The 17,542-nt window shown below is 39.4% G+C and carries 18 protein-coding genes; 4 read left to right on the top strand and 14 right to left on the bottom strand.

The features are described 5' to 3' along the window. Window positions 1-73 precede the first annotated feature (73 nt). The 13 genes from ATK78_RS06640 to ATK78_RS06700 all read right to left on the bottom strand — a co-directional run bounded on the left by ATK78_RS06640 (window position 74) and on the right by ATK78_RS06700 (window position 9,334). Window positions 74-613: a protein-tyrosine phosphatase family protein gene (locus ATK78_RS06640; protein WP_133575318.1), complete on the bottom strand. Its 540-nt coding sequence runs from the start codon at window positions 611-613 to the stop codon at window positions 74-76. Window positions 614-617: 4 nt separating this feature from the next. Beyond that, the gene (locus ATK78_RS06645) at window positions 618-1,523 is read right to left on the bottom strand and encodes a diacylglycerol/lipid kinase family protein (protein ID WP_133575319.1); all 906 of its coding nucleotides are present in this window, start codon (window positions 1,521-1,523) and stop codon (window positions 618-620) included. A gap of 94 nt (window positions 1,524-1,617) precedes the next feature. After that, window positions 1,618-1,860: a hypothetical protein gene (locus tag ATK78_RS06650; protein ID WP_133575320.1), complete on the bottom strand. Its 243-nt coding sequence runs from the start codon at window positions 1,858-1,860 to the stop codon at window positions 1,618-1,620. A gap of 142 nt (window positions 1,861-2,002) precedes the next feature. Next, window positions 2,003-2,671, bottom strand: a complete 669-nt coding sequence (locus tag ATK78_RS06655; protein WP_133575321.1) for a hypothetical protein — start codon at window positions 2,669-2,671, stop codon at window positions 2,003-2,005. Between the two features lie 71 nt (window positions 2,672-2,742). Next, window positions 2,743-3,600 carry a DUF6266 family protein gene (locus tag ATK78_RS06660; protein WP_133575322.1) on the bottom strand — a complete coding sequence of 286 codons (858 nt, stop codon included), beginning with the start codon at window positions 3,598-3,600 and terminating at the stop codon, window positions 2,743-2,745. Between the two features lie 274 nt (window positions 3,601-3,874). Further along, entirely contained in the window at window positions 3,875-4,456 is a 582-nt protein-coding gene (locus tag ATK78_RS06665; protein ID WP_133575323.1) for a DUF1543 domain-containing protein, read from the bottom strand. Then, window positions 4,428-6,188, bottom strand: a complete 1,761-nt coding sequence (locus tag ATK78_RS06670; protein ID WP_133575324.1) for an FAD/NAD(P)-binding protein — start codon at window positions 6,186-6,188, stop codon at window positions 4,428-4,430. Before ATK78_RS06670 ends, ATK78_RS06665 begins: the two co-directional genes overlap by 29 nt. 213 nt (window positions 6,189-6,401) lie before the next feature. Further along, the gene (locus tag ATK78_RS06675) at window positions 6,402-6,878 is read right to left on the bottom strand and encodes a hypothetical protein (RefSeq protein WP_133575325.1); all 477 of its coding nucleotides are present in this window, start codon (window positions 6,876-6,878) and stop codon (window positions 6,402-6,404) included. A 72-nt stretch (window positions 6,879-6,950) separates the two neighbouring features. Next, window positions 6,951-7,487 (bottom strand): hypothetical protein, encoded by a 537-nt coding sequence (locus ATK78_RS06680; RefSeq protein WP_133575326.1) that lies wholly within the window; start codon window positions 7,485-7,487, stop codon window positions 6,951-6,953. A gap of 73 nt (window positions 7,488-7,560) precedes the next feature. Next, window positions 7,561-8,088: a hypothetical protein gene (locus ATK78_RS06685; protein WP_133575327.1), complete on the bottom strand. Its 528-nt coding sequence runs from the start codon at window positions 8,086-8,088 to the stop codon at window positions 7,561-7,563. Window positions 8,089-8,156: 68 nt separating this feature from the next. Next, on the bottom strand, window positions 8,157-8,696 hold the full coding sequence (locus ATK78_RS06690; protein ID WP_133575328.1) for a hypothetical protein: 540 nt from the start codon (window positions 8,694-8,696) through the stop codon (window positions 8,157-8,159). A 197-nt stretch (window positions 8,697-8,893) separates the two neighbouring features. After that, entirely contained in the window at window positions 8,894-9,097 is a 204-nt protein-coding gene (locus tag ATK78_RS06695) for a hypothetical protein (protein WP_133575329.1), read from the bottom strand. A gap of 48 nt (window positions 9,098-9,145) precedes the next feature. Continuing rightward, complete coding sequence (locus ATK78_RS06700; protein WP_133575330.1) at window positions 9,146-9,334, bottom strand: hypothetical protein; 189 nt, start codon at window positions 9,332-9,334, stop codon at window positions 9,146-9,148. 137 nt (window positions 9,335-9,471) lie between these two features. Here ATK78_RS06700 and cls point away from each other — a divergent pair, with 137 nt between their 5' ends. The 3 genes from cls (at window position 9,472) to ATK78_RS06715 (ending at window position 15,259) form a co-directional block, all read left to right on the top strand. Further along, on the top strand, window positions 9,472-10,926 hold the full coding sequence (cls, locus tag ATK78_RS06705; RefSeq protein WP_133575331.1) for a cardiolipin synthase: 1,455 nt from the start codon (window positions 9,472-9,474) through the stop codon (window positions 10,924-10,926). A gap of 326 nt (window positions 10,927-11,252) precedes the next feature. Continuing rightward, the gene (locus tag ATK78_RS06710) at window positions 11,253-13,292 is read left to right on the top strand and encodes an ice-binding family protein (protein WP_166664844.1); all 2,040 of its coding nucleotides are present in this window, start codon (window positions 11,253-11,255) and stop codon (window positions 13,290-13,292) included. A 44-nt stretch (window positions 13,293-13,336) separates the two neighbouring features. After that, window positions 13,337-15,259, top strand: coding sequence for an OmpA family protein (locus ATK78_RS06715; protein ID WP_243732464.1), 1,923 nt, complete (start codon window positions 13,337-13,339; stop codon window positions 15,257-15,259). A 137-nt stretch (window positions 15,260-15,396) separates the two neighbouring features. On the opposite strand, the gene ATK78_RS06720 is transcribed toward ATK78_RS06715, so the two are convergent. After that, on the bottom strand, window positions 15,397-16,035 hold the full coding sequence (locus ATK78_RS06720; RefSeq protein WP_243732465.1) for a M23 family metallopeptidase: 639 nt from the start codon (window positions 16,033-16,035) through the stop codon (window positions 15,397-15,399). A 172-nt stretch (window positions 16,036-16,207) separates the two neighbouring features. Here ATK78_RS06720 and ATK78_RS06725 point away from each other — a divergent pair, with 172 nt between their 5' ends. After that, window positions 16,208-17,029, top strand: coding sequence for a glycoside hydrolase family 16 protein (locus ATK78_RS06725; RefSeq protein ID WP_133575334.1), 822 nt, complete (start codon window positions 16,208-16,210; stop codon window positions 17,027-17,029). The last annotated feature ends 513 nt before the right edge of the window (window positions 17,030-17,542 follow it).

Raw genomic sequence — 17,542 nt, forward strand, 5'->3', positions numbered from 1 at the left:
AGTTTTGTGGCATAAATATTTGGTTAGTATTTATAAAGTTTAGGTTAGTTGATAAGAAAAGCCATGATGGATGTCAGGGCTTTTTACTTTTTAAAAGATATTGCTCAAACTCCTTTAGCCGCTCGCGCTGCCCTTTACGGGGATTAATAAACGTTCTTACCTTTTTTACCAGCGCAAAGGCATCCTCAAAAGTTAATCCGGTTTTAATCAGATAAGCAATGGCCATAGTCGGCCCGCGGCCAAGCCCCTGCCTGCAATGGATATATACCTTTCCGCCTTTTTTAACTTGCTTATCTGCAAAATCAGCTCCACGCATCAGCACTTCCAGATCCGGTGGCGTATTGTCTTCAGTTGGCAAATGCAGATAGCTAAACCCCTCATACTGTGCCTCACTGTAAACTGAATGGATCCGCATATTAATAATAGCAGTTACACCCAATGCCTTAAGTTTTCTTAAACCCACTAAATTATACTGGCTTCCAAGAAAAAGATCTGCAGTGATCTGGCTTCGTTTAAGTGTAGGCAGACCAGCAATAACACGGTATAAATTATCGTATACCTTATGAAAGAAAATAACGACCAGCGTTAGGATACTTCTAATTTTTGTAAACATATATTTAACTGGTCTTTACAGGTACTAAAATTTGAATAGAAGAGGGAACCACTTCGATACTTATCTTTTTGGCGGACACCTCGCGGTCATCGCAGATAAAATTTTGCGTTTCAGGCATGGTGATCACAATCCGTTTACACTGCCAGTGCATCACCGCTTCGGTTTCGGTATGAAGCAGCGTGCTGCCTGCAACTTTAAGTAAGGAGACCAAACCGGCATCTTTAAGAAGCACCACATCCAGCAGCCCATCGGTAATACTAATGCCCGGCTGTAAGGAGAAATCACCAATTCCTATATGGCCAGAATTGGTTACAGTGAGCGAGACAGCCGTCTCCTCAAAAAGCTGTCCATCAATTTCCATTTTATAAAGGAGAGGTTCTGCATTGCCGATGGTTTTAACTGCAGTAATGCCATAAGCCAACTGCCCCATATTTTCTTTCAGACTGCGGTCTGCCTGCAATACCATGTCGGCCATAATTCCCATGTTTATACGGAGCACAAAGGGCTGATCGTCCAGCAGCCCCATATCGATTGATCTCAATGTTCCGCCTTCACCAATTAATACCTCTATGGCCGATTCGGTATCTAACGGAATTCCAAGCTCCTTAGCCATCACATTTGCGGTTCCGCCAGAAATAATGGCCATGGGCATCTTTGTGCCATGTAGTGCCGCTGCCACTTCCGTTACGCAACCATCGCCGCCATACACTGCAATCAGATCCGTTTTTCCAATCAGCTCACGCGCAATATCGCCAGCACTTTTGTTCTTTTTAGTAATGGCAACATCCCATTCTATGCCGCTGCCATCCAAAACACGGTTAATGTAAGACAAGATAGGCTCCTCCTTACCGGAAGCTGGATTAATAATAAAATAAACGTGTTTAAATTTCATAGCTACTATAGCTGGCATACGCCTTAGTTACCAATAACAAGCTGGTAAGGCAATGGTTTACAAAGACATATTAAGCTTTTGTAAACAATGGTGCAGCCCATAGAATTACCTATCAGTCTAGCGGATTGTTTAACTGAAAGGAAGTTAGCAAAGAAATGATCTCAGATCTTTTGATGCTTCCAGGATCATGAAACTGCATAGAAAGTATAGCCTCAGGGATCTCTATGCTGCCTGTAGTAGTGCGTAGATAAATTCCAGTTTGTAAATTTTTAAAGGAAAGATAGTCTCCTACCAATGGATTGAGTTCTTGTAAACGGATAAGCAGTTCGTAAACAATGTATGTAGGAAATTGCATTCCGTAAAGTTATGGTAACTTTTAAATAACATAAAATTATCATTATGTTAACAAACCGCCTAATTTGGAGCTAATCCTTAATATGGTTTTTAAATGCCTCCTTTATCTTGCATGCTGCAAAACAGTAAAAACCATTGTCCTGTTAATCATAAACCAGGGGCGCCTCATTATACATATGCTTGATAGAACTTAACTTGCCATTTTTAAAAAACAACCTTACAGAAGACAATCCGCCCATCCCGTTATCTACAACTTCTGAAAAGGAAAAAGCCCATTCTGTATAATTAGCCATGTCAGGATCATAAGCCTTAGACAGGGTTTTATCGGGCAAAACGAGTTCATAACCGCTGTAAGCCGGCATCTGGTAAATGGCCAGTAATTTATCGTAGATCTCATTTACAGGATCATCTTTATGAATCGCAATCTCATCAGGGAGATCTTGTGGCCATTTTGCAACTTCGGCAGGCAAAGCGCCACCCGCACTAATGTAGGTCACTTTATCTGATCTAAATACAATAACTGCCCTGTCTACACGTCCGGTATTGGTAATTACAGTAATGGCATGATAATACGCTAACAAATTCGCTACGTCTTCAGGTTTTGAAAAAGGCTTTCTGTACACAATTCCCACCTCATTAAAACTTTTTTCCGGCCCTATACGCTGAAGCTGGGCAAAAACCTCAGCAGGCGAACTTCCGATCCGAATACCCCATTTTTCTCCCCTGGTAATGGTTTTGGTAAATGAAGATTCATCTTTTTTGCAGGAAAATAAAAGCACGGTTGAAAAAGCCAGTAAAAGTATTCTTTTCATATAGATGGTTAATTAAACGTTTATAATTTATATAACGCATCTGCCTGCAAAATCGCTACAGCATTAGGTATTTATTTCTTAATTCTTTTCATAACGGCTTTAGCTCTTTTATCAAACCTATCATTTGGCTTTGTATGAACTACTTTCTCTGGTTTTATATCATCAATGGTTATAATAGCTGGTATCAAAAGATCTTTGTGTTCAATTGACTTGGTAGTTAAAACATCTTTATGATCATCATTTTGGGCTTTAAATGAATCTTCCGCTTCATTTCTCCCTTCAATAAACGCAGGACCAATACTTCCAACATACGCACTGTTAGAAATCTCATTTTTATCATCCGTGATAAAAGAAATGTAAGCATGCAGCTCATGGCCTTTAAAAGAGTCTGGTAACTCCATAAAGTCAGTTCCGGCATTCTTGCGGGCACCACTAAGGGTATAATAAGATTTCTTTAATGCCGGGGCGTACACCAACAACATAACCCTGGGTGTAGCCCGGTCATAAGATTGATCAGCATCTATCTCCCAGCTAAACTGCACGCCATTATCCATAAGATTCACTATTGGATTCACAGCAACAGGAAGTTGCCCTTCAGACAGTCTAACCTGTGCATAATCTATATTCAGATTGGGGTATTGACCCTGTAAGCTATGCTTTAGCTGGTATGATTTTGCCGCATTATTAGCAGAAAAGGACTGATTTTTTGAGATAAGTTCAAACCCTAAGGCCACAAATGAGGTCATGCTGTGGATCATCTCACCAATTACGCTCATCTTCTGCATATTCGCCAATTGCTTTACTGAACGCGGTACGGTAGATTTTTTCTTTCTCTTCCTGATAAAGGCTTCACCGTTTCTAATAAAACCTTCTACATCACCTATGCATCCTTGTACTCCACCGAGTATTCCATTTTTAATCCGTGCCATAATTTTAAATTTTAATTATTATTTAAAACAACAACATACTGATTATCAATTTGTTTTACACGTCACCGCCACACATGTCTACTTTAAAGAAAATGCCTGGGATTATTTAACCAGATCACCAGCAATTGTTTACCAGTCCCGACTGAACAACCTCTGAACATATACTGGTTATAGACTGGAAACAAGCTGGTCAAATACAATTAACCAATAGGAAATTTTAGCCTGAATTTTAATTTGAAAAAAAGTATATTAGCTTATAATAATCATAACATCCTCACAGTTTATCGAGTTTAAAATACCCAAGGTGGATCTCATCTTCAGGCAAACCAGCAGATGGGGTAATCTGAATGTGGTACTTTTCTTTGTGCGCCGGATTTAATATCTCTTCTATTTTATAGATATCGTCTACATCGACCCCATACTTTTCATCAATGTGCGAGTTGGCACCTTTAATGGTATTGGATTTAAAAAACAGGGTTTTCTTTGCATCCTGAATGGCCAATGCGCGATTTTCCTGCACGGTTAAAATGGTATAATGCTGTTCCTCCAGCTTATTGGTTTGGTAACCGCCGAGGTTAATAAAGAACAGCTTCTTATCAGATAAAACCGGAGCTTGTTCCTTTAATATAACTTTGATCTCATAACCATCTACAGTATTTATTTCGCGCCAGCCGTCTAAATGGATGCTGTTGCCAGCCTCAGGCCAAAATGCCTTAATTTCCGGAATAAGCTCTTTTAATGAGCTGCCGATCCCAAAAAAGTAGTCATGTTGTTCAACATTTCTCTTAGGCGCTTTTGAGCCCAGCAATAAAAGGTACAGCTTAAGGTTAGTTGGGGATTGTGGTAATGTGCTCATAGTTTAGTATACTTTTAACAATTGCGGCCGAGGCTGCTTCGCAAAAATCCAGTCCGGAATAATCCGGGTTGTATCCGCCTATATAGGGCACAGCCATAATATAAACGCGTTCATTTAATGCATTGTATTCATCAACGGCCTGAAAGTTATCATTAATTGTGATTCCCGGAACCCTAAGATAATAATTTCCTTTATCATCGCTTTCTACATTTTTATTTCCGTTCTCCTTAGCTTCTATACCAGCTTTGGCGATTTTGAACTTTAACCGCGCCGGACTAACGGTTTTGCGCGACAATAAACTTTTATAGGGCAACTCTTCAAAGGACAGATGCGGCTGGCCTACACAATCCACAAAGGTTTTAAAATATGGAGATTGCTTTTTTCCGCTTTCATCAATATAGTGATAAACTACCCCGCCTTCTGTTTTAGGCTCGGCATCACTATCATCACCTACAGGAACAATATCCAGTATACCCGCATCGTACAATGCCAGCATCTCCTGTACCGAACTTTGAGGAATAAAGGCAATAACGATAGAGATTAGTGGCATCAACACTTTTTGAAGCCTTTGCATATCTTCTGCACACAAGTATTTTGCCGGGTAGTTCATGGCAAAACTGAGTACGGCAAGCATCTCTTTCCAGTAAACAGATTCTTTACGTTTGATGGATTTTTCTGCTTCTGCATATTCCGCCTTAAACAATTGAAAAGGTTCTACCCGCTCACGTAATTCCATCATGGCATCTACAAACGTCTCCAGGTCCATGTCTTTGATCTGCTCATAAAATCCCGGTTCTTTATCGCGGAATAAATCCTTGAAGTTCCGTTCAAATACAAAATCAAGCGACAGGAAACCTTCATGCTCTGCCCGGTTGGCTTCGATCTCTTCACGGCCCAGCAATGAATCCTTTAACAAATGCGGATCTTCCAGGTGAAAGCGGATTGCGGGCAACATCCCGTTCCTGGAATGCATAACCAGCCTGAAATCTGCACTGTCATCTGTCAGTTTGTAAGTTACTTTGCCAGCATTATCCGTGTTAAAGTTTCCATTACTGCGGGCAAGTGTGCGAATTGCATCTATTGCGGTAAGCGATGAACCTTTAATGGCTATCGGGTGATTCAGTTTTTGAGCCAATTTAGCTGGTGGATAAGGAGAGTCGTAATAACCAGGAATAATGCCCTCATGTTTAAACGGCCAGTTGTGACCCGTACAAATGACTACATGATCATATGCGCGTTCTTCATGATCTCCGCTTTCATCTGGCTTCTGACCATTTACCTCCACCGATACACGGTTTTGTTCCGCGTAATCGATAATATCAGTCACAGGGCTGTTCAAATATATATTGGTTTGAATCCCTACTTTTTCAGCCTGTTGCTGTAGTAAGTTAAACTGTGCAGACAGGTACATTCCAAAAAGCAGGCGCGGCATCACCTTATAATCATTAAAATGGTCGGGGTCTATCCGAAAGCGGTTAAGGATATCTACCGGAACCGTGTGGACCCATTCGGCAACGGAGGTAACCAGTTCTGGTATTTCATTGCCGGATACATTGGTAATGTGCTCATCATTGGCACCTTCTCCGCTATACGGCATACCAGAACCAAGTTGTGTCTTTCTTTCAAAAATATCCAGGATAAGATCCGTTCTGCCAGAATCTACAAACCTTTTATACATAAATAAGCCGCTAGGCCCGCCACCAAGAATAGCAATGCGTGTTTTGTGTTTCAATTTATTAAGGTCTTAATTAAAGCGTAGATTTTATAATCGAATAAGACAACAATAACGGATCACTTTAGTTTGGAGACATCAAACATTCAATGCCACATACCAAATCTAATGTTATATTGAAGCCAATTGCAAAATACTAAACCGAATCTATAAGGATTACAGTTTAGTATTCTGCAACATAGAATCCAGTATCTTCAAGGCACTATCTCTTTCTCATTTGTAATAGGATATTGCCACACTTACAACTTTATTGTTTGTTTTGTTCACCGCCAATGTCAATATACTCCCTATATCCGTCCGATCATATTCAGCTTGCATAATCCAAATTTTATAATCATTTATATATTTAATTTCAGATTTATAAAAAGCCGGTCTTGATCGTATACTTGTGCCATCACTTGAATTTTTAGTATCCTCCAAATGGGTTTCGCCCACTTTACCTGACACTGCATTTATTTTTACTAACGTATTTCCAATTTTATAAAGCTCCCCAACCTTAGAATCCGATCTAATTACTGAATAGCGAGGATCAGTAAGTCCCATGTTTTTCATATTTGATTCTGATGCTTTTTCAGAACCTTTAGGCAAACTACTGATTACACTTTTTATAGGTATCTGCTCTTGGGCAACTCCATTTAGATTCATGATAAATATTATAATTATCGTAGCTACTGTTTGTATATGTTTCATAATTATAAAATGGTTACCTAATTAACAAACCAGTCAGCTTCTTCTATAGAATACACAATAGTATCCTACTTTCTAAATTTTAATATTTTCCAAAATGGACTCTAATGTTTTCAATACATCTGCTTTCTCAGCCTTCCTATAATAAATTGCCCCGGAAACAGTTTTATCGTTCAACTTATTAACACCGTAGAAATCGATCCTTCCATTTTTAGAGTGCTTTGAATCATAATGAATAATTAAAAATTTACGTGCATTCAGAACTCTGTATTCAGACCTATAAGATCCTGAATATTCGGAAAATAGAAGATCAAAATATTCCATTCGTTGTTCTAAATAATTAGACGGGACTTTACCTTTAAACCCATTTAATTGCAACACAGTTTTGTCGACGGAATAATATATACTGGTTTTATCGTTACTACGTATTTTTGATTCCTTATAATTAATTAAATCCGATGAATCAACAACAGAGCGAGACAGCTTTTTAGCACCTTTTGGCAGGTTAAAACTGGATACATTCTTTAAGGGCACTTCTACTTCTTGTCCTAAAGCATTAAAATTTAGCATTAAAACAATAATCAATAAGTTTAATATTTTAATAAGTTTCATGTTCACAATCAGTTAAGGTAAGCAAGGATTTGAATTGACATTTTTGAAATTTTTCCTTGTTAGAATAATATAATTACATCTTAATGTTCTGAAGTATAGAATCTAATGTTTTCAAGGCAATCTCCCTCTCTCTTTTTTCATAGGACATTACAACAACTACTATCTTATTGCTTGTTTTATTCACAACCGACGTCATTATCTCTCCTATATCAGCAGAACTAAATTCTGACTGCCTAATCCAAACTTTATAATTACTTATAAAGTTAATATCAGATTTGTAAAAAGCCGGATTTAATCCTCGATATTGATAATCCATTGATTTTTTAGTTTCTTCCAAATGATCTTCGCTCATTTTGCCTGACGCTGCATTTATTTTCACAAGAACATTTCCAATTTTGTAAATTTCGCCGACCTTAGAATTGGAGTGAATTATTGGATTACGGGCGACGGCAATATTGATTGTTTTCAATTCGAATATCCTTTCAGAACCTTTAGGCAAACTACTGATTACACTTTTTATAGGTATCTGCTCTTGGGCAAGTCCGTTGAAATTCATGATAAACACTATGATTATCACTACTACTGTTTGTATAATTTTCATAATTATAAAATGTTTAGCAAATTAACAAACCAAGCCAGCGCCTTCTATAAGAAGACATAATAAAATACTTACTTCCTAAAGTTTATATTTTCTAATATAGATGCTAACGTCTTTAAAATGCTTGCCCTTTCTGTTTTTTTATAACAGAGTACACCAGAGACAAGTTTATCATTAGCTCTATTAACTCCATAAAAAGTCAATTTCCCATTGACAGATCTTTTAGATTCAGATTGTAGTACTAAAAATTTAGTATTTACTATAACTTTTAATTCGGACTTGTAATAACCTGAATATTCTATAAACAACTGATCAAGTGATTCTTTACGTTCCTCCAAAAGATTGGACTTCACTTTTTCTCCTGATGCATTTAATCTTAATAATGCTTTATCAATAGTATAATACTCGATTTTTTTATCGTTCAGCTTTACATCTAAATCTTTAAATTCTTTTAATTCAGACGAATCATTACCCAAAATTGATATTTTCTTAGCGCCCTTTGGTAAACTAAAGCTAATTATATCTTTTAAATTGCTAATCTCTTGACTTATCGCCTTATAATTTAGCATCAATGCTACGAGGAGAAGGTTTATTATTTTTATAAGTTTCATATTTAAAAAAGTAAAAAATTAACTTAAAAACAGTACAATCAGAATTTACTTTTCGCGATGTTTAATGAAGCCCGTAATTTTCCGACACAACAATAATTCAATTAATCAAATTACAGTTTTAATATTCTGCAGTATAGAATCTAGTATTTTTAACGCACCATCTCTTTCTCCCTTATGATATGATATTACAACGCTTACTACTTTACTGTTTGCTTATTAACAGCTAATACCGTTATATTTCCTATGTCAGATTCATCATACTCAGATTGTCCAATCCAAGCTTTACAAGTATTTAAATATTTAATCTCAGCTTTGTAAAAAGCTGGCTCAGACCCCGCTGTTGTTATATCACTTGCTTTTTTATGACCTTCCAAATGAGTTTCGCCAACTTCAGCTAACAATGCATTTATTTCACTAGTGCATTTCCAATCTTATAAATCTCCCCAAATTTAGAATCTGATTTTATTATAAGGTTTATCTGCAAGGCCAGTGGCCTTTATATATGATTCTGAGACTTTTTCCGAACCTTTGGTTAAGATACTGATTACCCTCTCAATAGGCAGTGCTTCTTGAGCCGCTATATTTGACTTTAGAATAAATACTAAAAGTGTAGCGCCTACAATTTTTATAAATTTCATCTCGATAACGTTAATTAAACCTGAGCAGAAATAGAGGTATCAGAATTACCTCTTGTATTAATAATTATGGTGAATATACTAATCATTCGGTTACTTTTTACATATATTACGGCATTTAAACAATCTCATTGAGATCTATGAATTGGATAATTGTCCTGGAAATTTTTTATGGCTTAATTGTAGCGGCCGTTTGTCTGCGGATCGTTTATGAAACCCGTTCCACGACAAAGACACTCGCCTACCTGATGCTCACTGTCTTTTTACCCATTCTGGGAATGATCATCTATTTTTCTGTAGGCATCAATTACCGTAAGAATAAGCTCTACTCCAAAAAGATTATACAGGATGCAGATCTGTTAACCCGGGTTCAGCAACAGATTACCCTTGTTTCTGAAAAGGCATTGGAACATGGCCCCAATGAAATGATCCGCTTTAAGAAACTTGCCCGCTTTCTGCTAAAAGATAGCTGGAGCCCATTATCTGGCGGAAACAAGGTGAAATTGCTGATCAATGGTGAACATAAATTTGAAGAAGTATTAAGTGCGTTAAGATCTGCACAACATCACATTCACATAGAGTACTATATTTTTGAAGATGATAAGATTGGTAATGAGATCAAAGATATCCTGATTGAAAAAGCAACGGCAGGCGTTACTGTCCGTTTTATATATGATGACTTTGGCAGTCGCTCCATTCGCAGCAAACTCGTTCCCGAATTAAAAAAAGCAGGCGTACAGGCATCTCCTTTTTACAGGATCTTATTTCTCCCTTTTGCCAACCGCCTGAATTACCGCAACCATCGTAAAATAATCATCATTGATGGCTGTACCGCTTTTACAGGTGGTATTAATGTAAGTGATAATTATATCAATTATGGAGATGATGCAGAAAACCAGCTGTATTGGCGGGACACGCACATCCGCATTGACGGCCCGGGAACGTATTACCTGCAATACCTGTTTATTGGCGACTGGAATTTCTGCTCTGAACAGCAGATTGATCCGGATGAAGATCTTTTTTGCCTCAATTCAAACCAGGAAAGTGATGCCGTTCTGCAAATAGCGGCAAGCGGGCCGGATTCTGAAACACCTACCATCCTCCTATCTATCATAGAAGCCATCAATTTGGCCGAGAAAGAAATATGCATCACATCGCCCTATTTTATCCCTGGCGAAAGCATGCTCGATGCACTAACCATTGCCGCATTAAGCGGGGTTAAGGTTAAGCTACTGGTTCCCGGAAAGTCTGATTCTGTGTTTGTAAACTGGGCTGCCCGTTCTTATTACATAGACCTGCTGGATGCCGGTATTGAAATTTACCTGTACCAGAAAGGATTTATCCATGCCAAGACAATGGTAGTAGACCAGCAGCTTGCCGTTGTTGGAACCGCTAATATGGACTTTCGCAGCTTTGAGCTGAACTTTGAAGTGAATACTATTTTATACGATAGCGAGATAGCTGTGCAGCTGCAGCAGGTGTTTGATGCCGACTTGAAAGACGCGACTCAAATCCTTCCTGAACACTGGCTAAAGCGACCTTTATACAAACAACTTCCAGAAAAATTGGCCAGGCTTCTTTCTCCGTTACTGTAACAGCAAAATTACTGTAATCCAAGGCAAACATCAAATAAAGGCCTATTTATTTGATGTTTAGTTGAAAAACGACACATCCTCCTTTAAACAGATCATAAATAAATTTTATATTTAATTTATTATGATTATCAATTATTCAATTTATATCTCTAAAAATTAATTAATTGCTTAATTAATTGTATTACCTGTATCATTTGCACTATTCCTCCTGCATTTCAATAATACTACACGGCCTTTCAATAACTTTCTGAAATAGAAAACTTTAGAGCTTTATGATGGCATCTGCTTTGCAAACTGCCTTGCAATTGAAAAACTCCAAATCTATAATGAGAAAAAAAATTACTTTATCTACGGGTATTAATTCGTTGCGTCTGCCCCCGCATTTTTCTAAAACATTTACCATCCTGTTTTCTGCTTTTGTTCTGTTTGCTGCCTTGGTAACAAGCTGTAAAAAAGACGATTTCGAAGGGGAGATCATAGGCGTTTGTCCGGTTGTGGTTTCTACCGACCCAATGGATAAAGCAGTTGATGTTGCACTAAACAAACTGATCTCTATTACATTTAATACAGACATGGATCCGGCTACCATTAACAGCAATACCGTTACCATTAAACAAGGTACAACAGTAATTGCCGGTACATTAGCTGCAACCACAGATGCAAAAACATTTACGTTTCTACCCACTACAGCATTGCTTCCATTTGTTGTTTACTCTGGTACGGTAACTACAGGCGCTGAAGATATTCTTCATACGGCCATGGTTGATAATTACGTATGGAGCTTTACCACGATTCCTGCGGTTAGCCTATCAGTAGATCCTGCAATAGGCGGTACTGTAACTGGTGCAGGCTCTTTTGCACAAGGATCATCGGCTACGGTTGTAGCTACGCCAAGTGCGGGTTACACCTTTACCAGCTGGACAGAAAATGGAACGGTGGCATCTACCAGTCCGAGTTTCCAGTTTACTATGGCCGGTAACAAAGCGCTTGTAGCCAACTTTACCGTTATTCCTCCCGGAAGTTTTGCAGTAAACCTTTCATCAAGCCCTGCTGCTGGCGGAATAACAACCGGATCTGGTTCTTATGTAGTTGGAACACCGGTAACCATTACGGCTACCGCAAATGCTGGTTATACATTTGTTAACTGGACAGAGAATGGAGCTATAGCTTCTACAAGCTCAAGCTTCCAGTTTGTAATTGCATCTAACCGGACCCTGGTAGCCAATTACCGGTTGATCCCTGCTTCTCAGTTTGCGGTGATCTTATCATCAAGCCCTGCTGCCGGAGGAACAACAGACGGTGAAGGTTCTTACCCTTCCGGAACTTCGGTAACCATTACCGCAGCCGTAAATACCGGATATACCTTTACCAGCTGGACGGACAAAGGAACAGGATTAGTAGTTTCTACCAGTCCGAACTATACCTTCGCCTTAGCCTCAAACAGAACGTTTGTTGCCAACTTTACCATCAGCACCTTTACGTTAACTGTAATTGCGCAAAACGGTACGGTAACGAGGAGTTCAACACAGGCTACCTACAATTACGGTACTGCCGTGATTCTTACAGCCACACCTGCCGCAGGTTATGTATTTAGTTCATGGAGCGGCAATGCTTCTGGAATTATAAATCCATTAACGGTACTGATGACTTCAAACAAGACCATCACTGCTAACTTTACCCTCTTACCCGTAGGCCCATTGCCAATTAACCTTGGTACAGCAGGTGATTTTGGGATCCTGACTAAAACAGGAATTTCTACCACTGGCATCACTTCATTAGCAGGTGATATTGGGGTGAGCCCGGCAGCAGCTACAGCCATTACAGGCTTTGGACTGATCATGGATACCAACGGAGAATCTTCACAAACACCAATTGTAACCGGTAAAGTGTATGCATCAGATTACGCAGCACCAACTCCGGCTAAGATGACGAGGGCCGTAAGTGATATGGAAACTGCATTTACTACTGCAAATGGTCTGGTTACACCGGCTCCGATTGTTGGCATCTATGCAGGCGATATTAGCGGAAGGATCTTGCCTCCGGGGCTGTACAAATGGGCTACGAGTGTATTGGTCTCCAATGCTGGCGTTACCTTAACCGGCGGACCAAATGACACCTGGGTATTCCAGATTTCACAAGACCTTATCATTAACAACAGCGCTAAAATTACCTTATTGGGTGGTGCACAGGCCAAGAACATCTTCTGGATAGTTACCGGACAGGCTACACTCGGAACGAATGCTGATGTAAGCGGGATCATTATGAGTAAAACCCTGATCTCTTTAAACACGGGTGCTAAAGTTACGGGTAAATTATTGGCCCAGACTGCAGTTACTTTAAATGCGGCTACAGTTGTTCAACCTTAATCACCAAATTAATTTAAAAATCTATGTTACCCATAAATAAAACCATGCAAAAAACGATTATCTGCTGCCTGATGCTGCTGCTTGTACAAATCAATGTAAAGGCGCAAACTGGTCAGCCTACCTGGTGGTTCGGTATATCCGGAGCTGCCAACGGGAATTTCTTCGATGGTACTACCCAAAAGCTAAATAACTCGCTGCTTGTACCTACTGCATTTCATAAAGGCGACGGCGTACGTCCCTTCGGTTCCATCCTGGTTGAATACCGTCCAGGAAGCATCTGGGGAGGAGCGCTTAACCTGGGCTACGATGGTCGCGGTGGAAAGTTTAAAGATGTAGTTGCGCCATGTAATTGCCCGGCTACCTTAAAAACAAATACCAGTTACCTAACCATAGAACCTAGTCTTCGGTTTAGTCCGGGTGGTGGCAACTTTTACCTTTTTGCCGGCCCAAGAGTGGGTTTAAACCTGCAGAAAGATTTTAACTATACCCAGCTTAAACAAGCGAATACAGATGCTGAGTTTAGTGAAATGCGCAAAACACTGATCTCCGGACAAGTGGGTATGGGTTACGACATTCAGATGTCGTCGAAAACGAGTACCACTAAATTTGTAATCTCGCCATTTGTGTCATACCATCCTTATTTTGGACAGGATGTTAGAAACATAGAAAGCTGGTCTATGACCACCGTTAGAGCAGGTATTGCCCTTAAGCTTGGTAAAGGCAAGAAAGCTATTGAAAAAGAAGAAACCGTGCCGGCAGTAATTCCGGTAGCTGATGTTAATTTTGCTGTTCGTGCGCCTAAGGCCATCCTGGTAAAACGTATGGTTACAGAAACATTGCCCCTGCTTAATTATGTATTTTTTGATGAAGGTTCTGCTCAGGTTCCTTCACGATATATCACGTTGTCAAAAGACCAGGCCACTGGCTTTAAAGAAGAACAGTTACAGCAGGAAAGTGCAGAGAACAGCGCTGGCCGTTCTGCAAGACAGTTAGCTGTTTATTATAATGTAATTAATATTATTGGTGATAGGATGCGGGCTAACCCATCTTCTTCTATCACATTGAGTGGTGCATCTTTAAAAGGCCCTGCTGAAGGCAGATCGTTTGCAGTTTCCATCAAGAAATACCTGGTAGAGACCTTTGGCATCCAGGATACGAGAATTGCTACTAACGGCCGTACTAAACCGCTGATCCCTTCTGAACAACCCGGAGGAACCAAAGAGCTTACCTTGCTTAGATCTGGTGACCGCAGGGTTGACATTCAAAGCAGCTCTCCGGAACTGATGATGGAAGTGGGTGGCGACATGATGAAACCTATACAGATTAGTGCTACCCAATCTGACCCTACAGACAGCCATGTGATCTTTACGGTAGAGAAGGCCAATGAAGTGCTTAAATCTTATACCATAGACCTGACTGATCAGAACGGAACAGTTCAGCATTTTGGTCCTTTTACCAAAGGTCAGGAAAGTATCCCAGGCAAAACGATTCTTGGAAGCAATGCAACAGGAGATTATAAAGTGGTTATGCTGGGTACCACTAAAGGCGGCGCAACGATCAGAAAAGAAAGTAACGTTCATTTAGATGCACAGCAGGAATTGTTAGAAACCGGTATGCGTTACAGCATCTTGTTTAACTTTAATAAGGCCAATACCATTGCTACTTATGAGCAGTTCTTAATCAATGTGGTAACACCGCTGATTACTGATGGATCTACAGTGATCATCCACGGCCATACTGATATAGTTGGCCCGGAAGATTACAATTATGAATTATCATTGAAAAGAGCTAAAGAAGCGCAGCAGATCATTGAAACTGCATTGACTAAAGCAGGAAAAACCAATGTGAAGTTTGAGACCAATGGTTTCGGCGAAGCAACGGATCGTTCTCCTTTTGAGAACAACCGTCCGGAAGAGCGGTTCTATAACAGGACTGTAATTATAGATATTGCACCTGCGAAGCAGTAATCATATATCAACCCATTAATTTACAAGCCATATCCGGAAACGGGTATGGCTTTTTATTAGAGGTGAACATCTTACCAATAGAATTGAGCCGTATTTAATGATTTATACCCGGCATGGCAGCTGGCTTAGGATAGATTTTATTTTAGGTTTGATTTTAAGAATGCGAGGGGATCATAGAAACGAAGATCCAATTGCTGCTTGTTCATGGTTAGCCAGCTTGCGCAGCCATAATCGTCAAAGCTTTTGCGGATCTCCAGGTGTAAGTGATGGTAGTCGCCACCGTATTTCTTTGACTCTTCAGGTGTAAACAAGCGCGCCAGTTTGGTACTTGCATTTACCTGTTGCCCATTAACCACATACACTTCCTTTAAATGTTTGTACGAAGAGAATAGCATAGTGCCGTTGGACTGCTTATGCTTTACCACTACTGTTTTCTGATTTTCGCCTAAATGGATAGAGCAAACCACACCCTTTGCCATGGCGTAAACCGATACCAGCTTTGTTTTTGGCTTTGACGGATTGATGTCTATCGCGGTATGTATATGACCTTTATAGTAGCTGTCCCGGTGATCCCCGAAGATGCTTACTACGCGAATCTGTTTGATGTCTTTTCTATTGGCCACATCAAACGGAAGCGACCAGCCGTCAACTACAGCTGCAGGATCAATAGCGGTGTAATAAGGTTTCCACCTGGCTTTATCACTTTCTATGGTAACCGGGGCGTATAGGCTTAGCCATAAGGCTAATACAATGGATAAGGTAGTTTTGAGCATCATTATTTAAAGAGTTAAATTTTCACCGGTTTATTTTAGCTATTACTTACCAGATTGTCCCTCACAATATATGAATTTGTCCCCGCAGGAATAATCTATTTATGCTGTTTTTTGTAAGACCTTTAATATCGCATTCGCGGATGAAAGGGAAGCTAACATAAACCAAATATAAATTATGAAAAAATTAACCCTAATCATCATTGGACTGCTATGCCATACCATGATCTCTTCCTGTAAAAAAGAAACGGAAAAACAAATTAACCCTGAGCAGATTGTAAAGAAAACAAGTGCTATTGCCCTTGTTTCATGGGAAACTGTCATTCCTACAAGCTCCTTTAGTTCATTCAGCACCTATTGGAACAACTTATATCCATGGGGATCGGACCACAATGGAACAGCCAGAATGAGAACTCAGAATATCGCGGTCTCTGCCGGGGTATTGACATTTACCAGCGCCCCAACATCCGGCGTAGGGAACAGTGTAAAAGACCCTTATCTGCCCATACACTACTATTCAGGTGCCGTTCATGCAAAAGCAATTCCGATAGTTAATGATGCGTATCCTAAATGGAGATTTTCAGCAGAAGTACAAAGTGCATCACAAGTGGGAACCTGGCCGGCCTGGTGGATTACAGGGGCCGACTCCTGGCCTCCGGAAAGCGATATCATGGAGTTTAAAGGAAGTACCACTACCTGGACAAATACCTATAAAAACCCAAGCGGAGGATGGTCAAGCCAGGGACATGTCATTTCAAGTCCGGGTAACTGGCATACATATACCGCCTACCTTACTAAATTAAATGCAACCGATGTAACCATTGAATATTGGATTGACGGAACCTTAAAGGCTACGCATACCGGAGCGAATTTTGTTGGAAAACGTTTTAACATTATTCTTAACTACCAGATGGAAGGATCTTCCGGATCTCCAGGACCAACCGGAACTACTTATATGAAAGTCCGGAATGTTCATGTTCAAAAAAGTGCCACGTTGTAAAATAAATTAATCATCCTTCAGCTTCCCTGTATCCACTTGCGAATTATTGTTCAATAAAAAAGGCAGTCTCATCCAAGCACTGCCTTTTTCTAACCAAATATAAACCCAGTATGAACGGGATTTTTGTCTTTAAGGTAAATCGAATTACCTGTTTGTATCTTTATTAAGGAAACAACTCCGCTGTTTCACACTACAAATATAGTAATTATTTCTAATAGTGTATAAAATACACTAAGTATTTTTAAAATATTTTATAGCTATACGTTTTAAAAGGATGAATCAACCTAAAAAACTGCATTTAAATAACGTTAAGGCACTATTTTGATTCATTATTTTTTTTCATAAAAATTGATCTCAACTGAAAAAACAAGCTAAATCCATTAATTATTTTTAAAAAGCAATCATAAAACTATTTTACTGAACGGTATAATACCCGACATCAAAAGCCAACTTCATAAGATTATCCAATAAAAAGCGTACAAGTTTTGGATTTAAAAAACGTTATAATTAGTA

Source organism: Pedobacter metabolipauper, from assembly GCF_004362715.1.
GTDB classification, from domain to species: Bacteria; Bacteroidota; Bacteroidia; order Sphingobacteriales; family Sphingobacteriaceae; genus Pedobacter; species Pedobacter metabolipauper.

Coding starts and splice junctions, on each gene's coding strand:
- ATK78_RS06640 (WP_133575318.1), bottom strand. CDS start 613: ATGTTTACAAAAATTAGAAGTATCCTAACGCTGGTCGTTATTTTCTTT.
- ATK78_RS06645 (WP_133575319.1), bottom strand. CDS start 1,523: ATGCCAGCTATAGTAGCTATGAAATTTAAACACGTTTATTTTATTATT.
- ATK78_RS06650 (WP_133575320.1), bottom strand. CDS start 1,860: ATGCAATTTCCTACATACATTGTTTACGAACTGCTTATCCGTTTACAA.
- ATK78_RS06655 (WP_133575321.1), bottom strand. CDS start 2,671: ATGAAAAGAATACTTTTACTGGCTTTTTCAACCGTGCTTTTATTTTCC.
- ATK78_RS06660 (WP_133575322.1), bottom strand. CDS start 3,600: ATGGCACGGATTAAAAATGGAATACTCGGTGGAGTACAAGGATGCATA.
- ATK78_RS06665 (WP_133575323.1), bottom strand. CDS start 4,456: ATGAGCACATTACCACAATCCCCAACTAACCTTAAGCTGTACCTTTTA.
- ATK78_RS06675 (WP_133575325.1), bottom strand. CDS start 6,878: ATGAAACATATACAAACAGTAGCTACGATAATTATAATATTTATCATG.
- ATK78_RS06680 (WP_133575326.1), bottom strand. CDS start 7,487: ATGAAACTTATTAAAATATTAAACTTATTGATTATTGTTTTAATGCTA.
- ATK78_RS06685 (WP_133575327.1), bottom strand. CDS start 8,088: ATGAAAATTATACAAACAGTAGTAGTGATAATCATAGTGTTTATCATG.
- ATK78_RS06690 (WP_133575328.1), bottom strand. CDS start 8,696: ATGAAACTTATAAAAATAATAAACCTTCTCCTCGTAGCATTGATGCTA.
- ATK78_RS06700 (WP_133575330.1), bottom strand. CDS start 9,334: ATGAAATTTATAAAAATTGTAGGCGCTACACTTTTAGTATTTATTCTA.
- cls (WP_133575331.1), top strand. CDS start 9,472: ATGAATTGGATAATTGTCCTGGAAATTTTTTATGGCTTAATTGTAGCG.
- ATK78_RS06710 (WP_166664844.1), top strand. CDS start 11,253: ATGAGAAAAAAAATTACTTTATCTACGGGTATTAATTCGTTGCGTCTG.
- ATK78_RS06715 (WP_243732464.1), top strand. CDS start 13,337: ATGCAAAAAACGATTATCTGCTGCCTGATGCTGCTGCTTGTACAAATC.
- ATK78_RS06720 (WP_243732465.1), bottom strand. CDS start 16,035: ATGATGCTCAAAACTACCTTATCCATTGTATTAGCCTTATGGCTAAGC.
- ATK78_RS06725 (WP_133575334.1), top strand. CDS start 16,208: ATGAAAAAATTAACCCTAATCATCATTGGACTGCTATGCCATACCATG.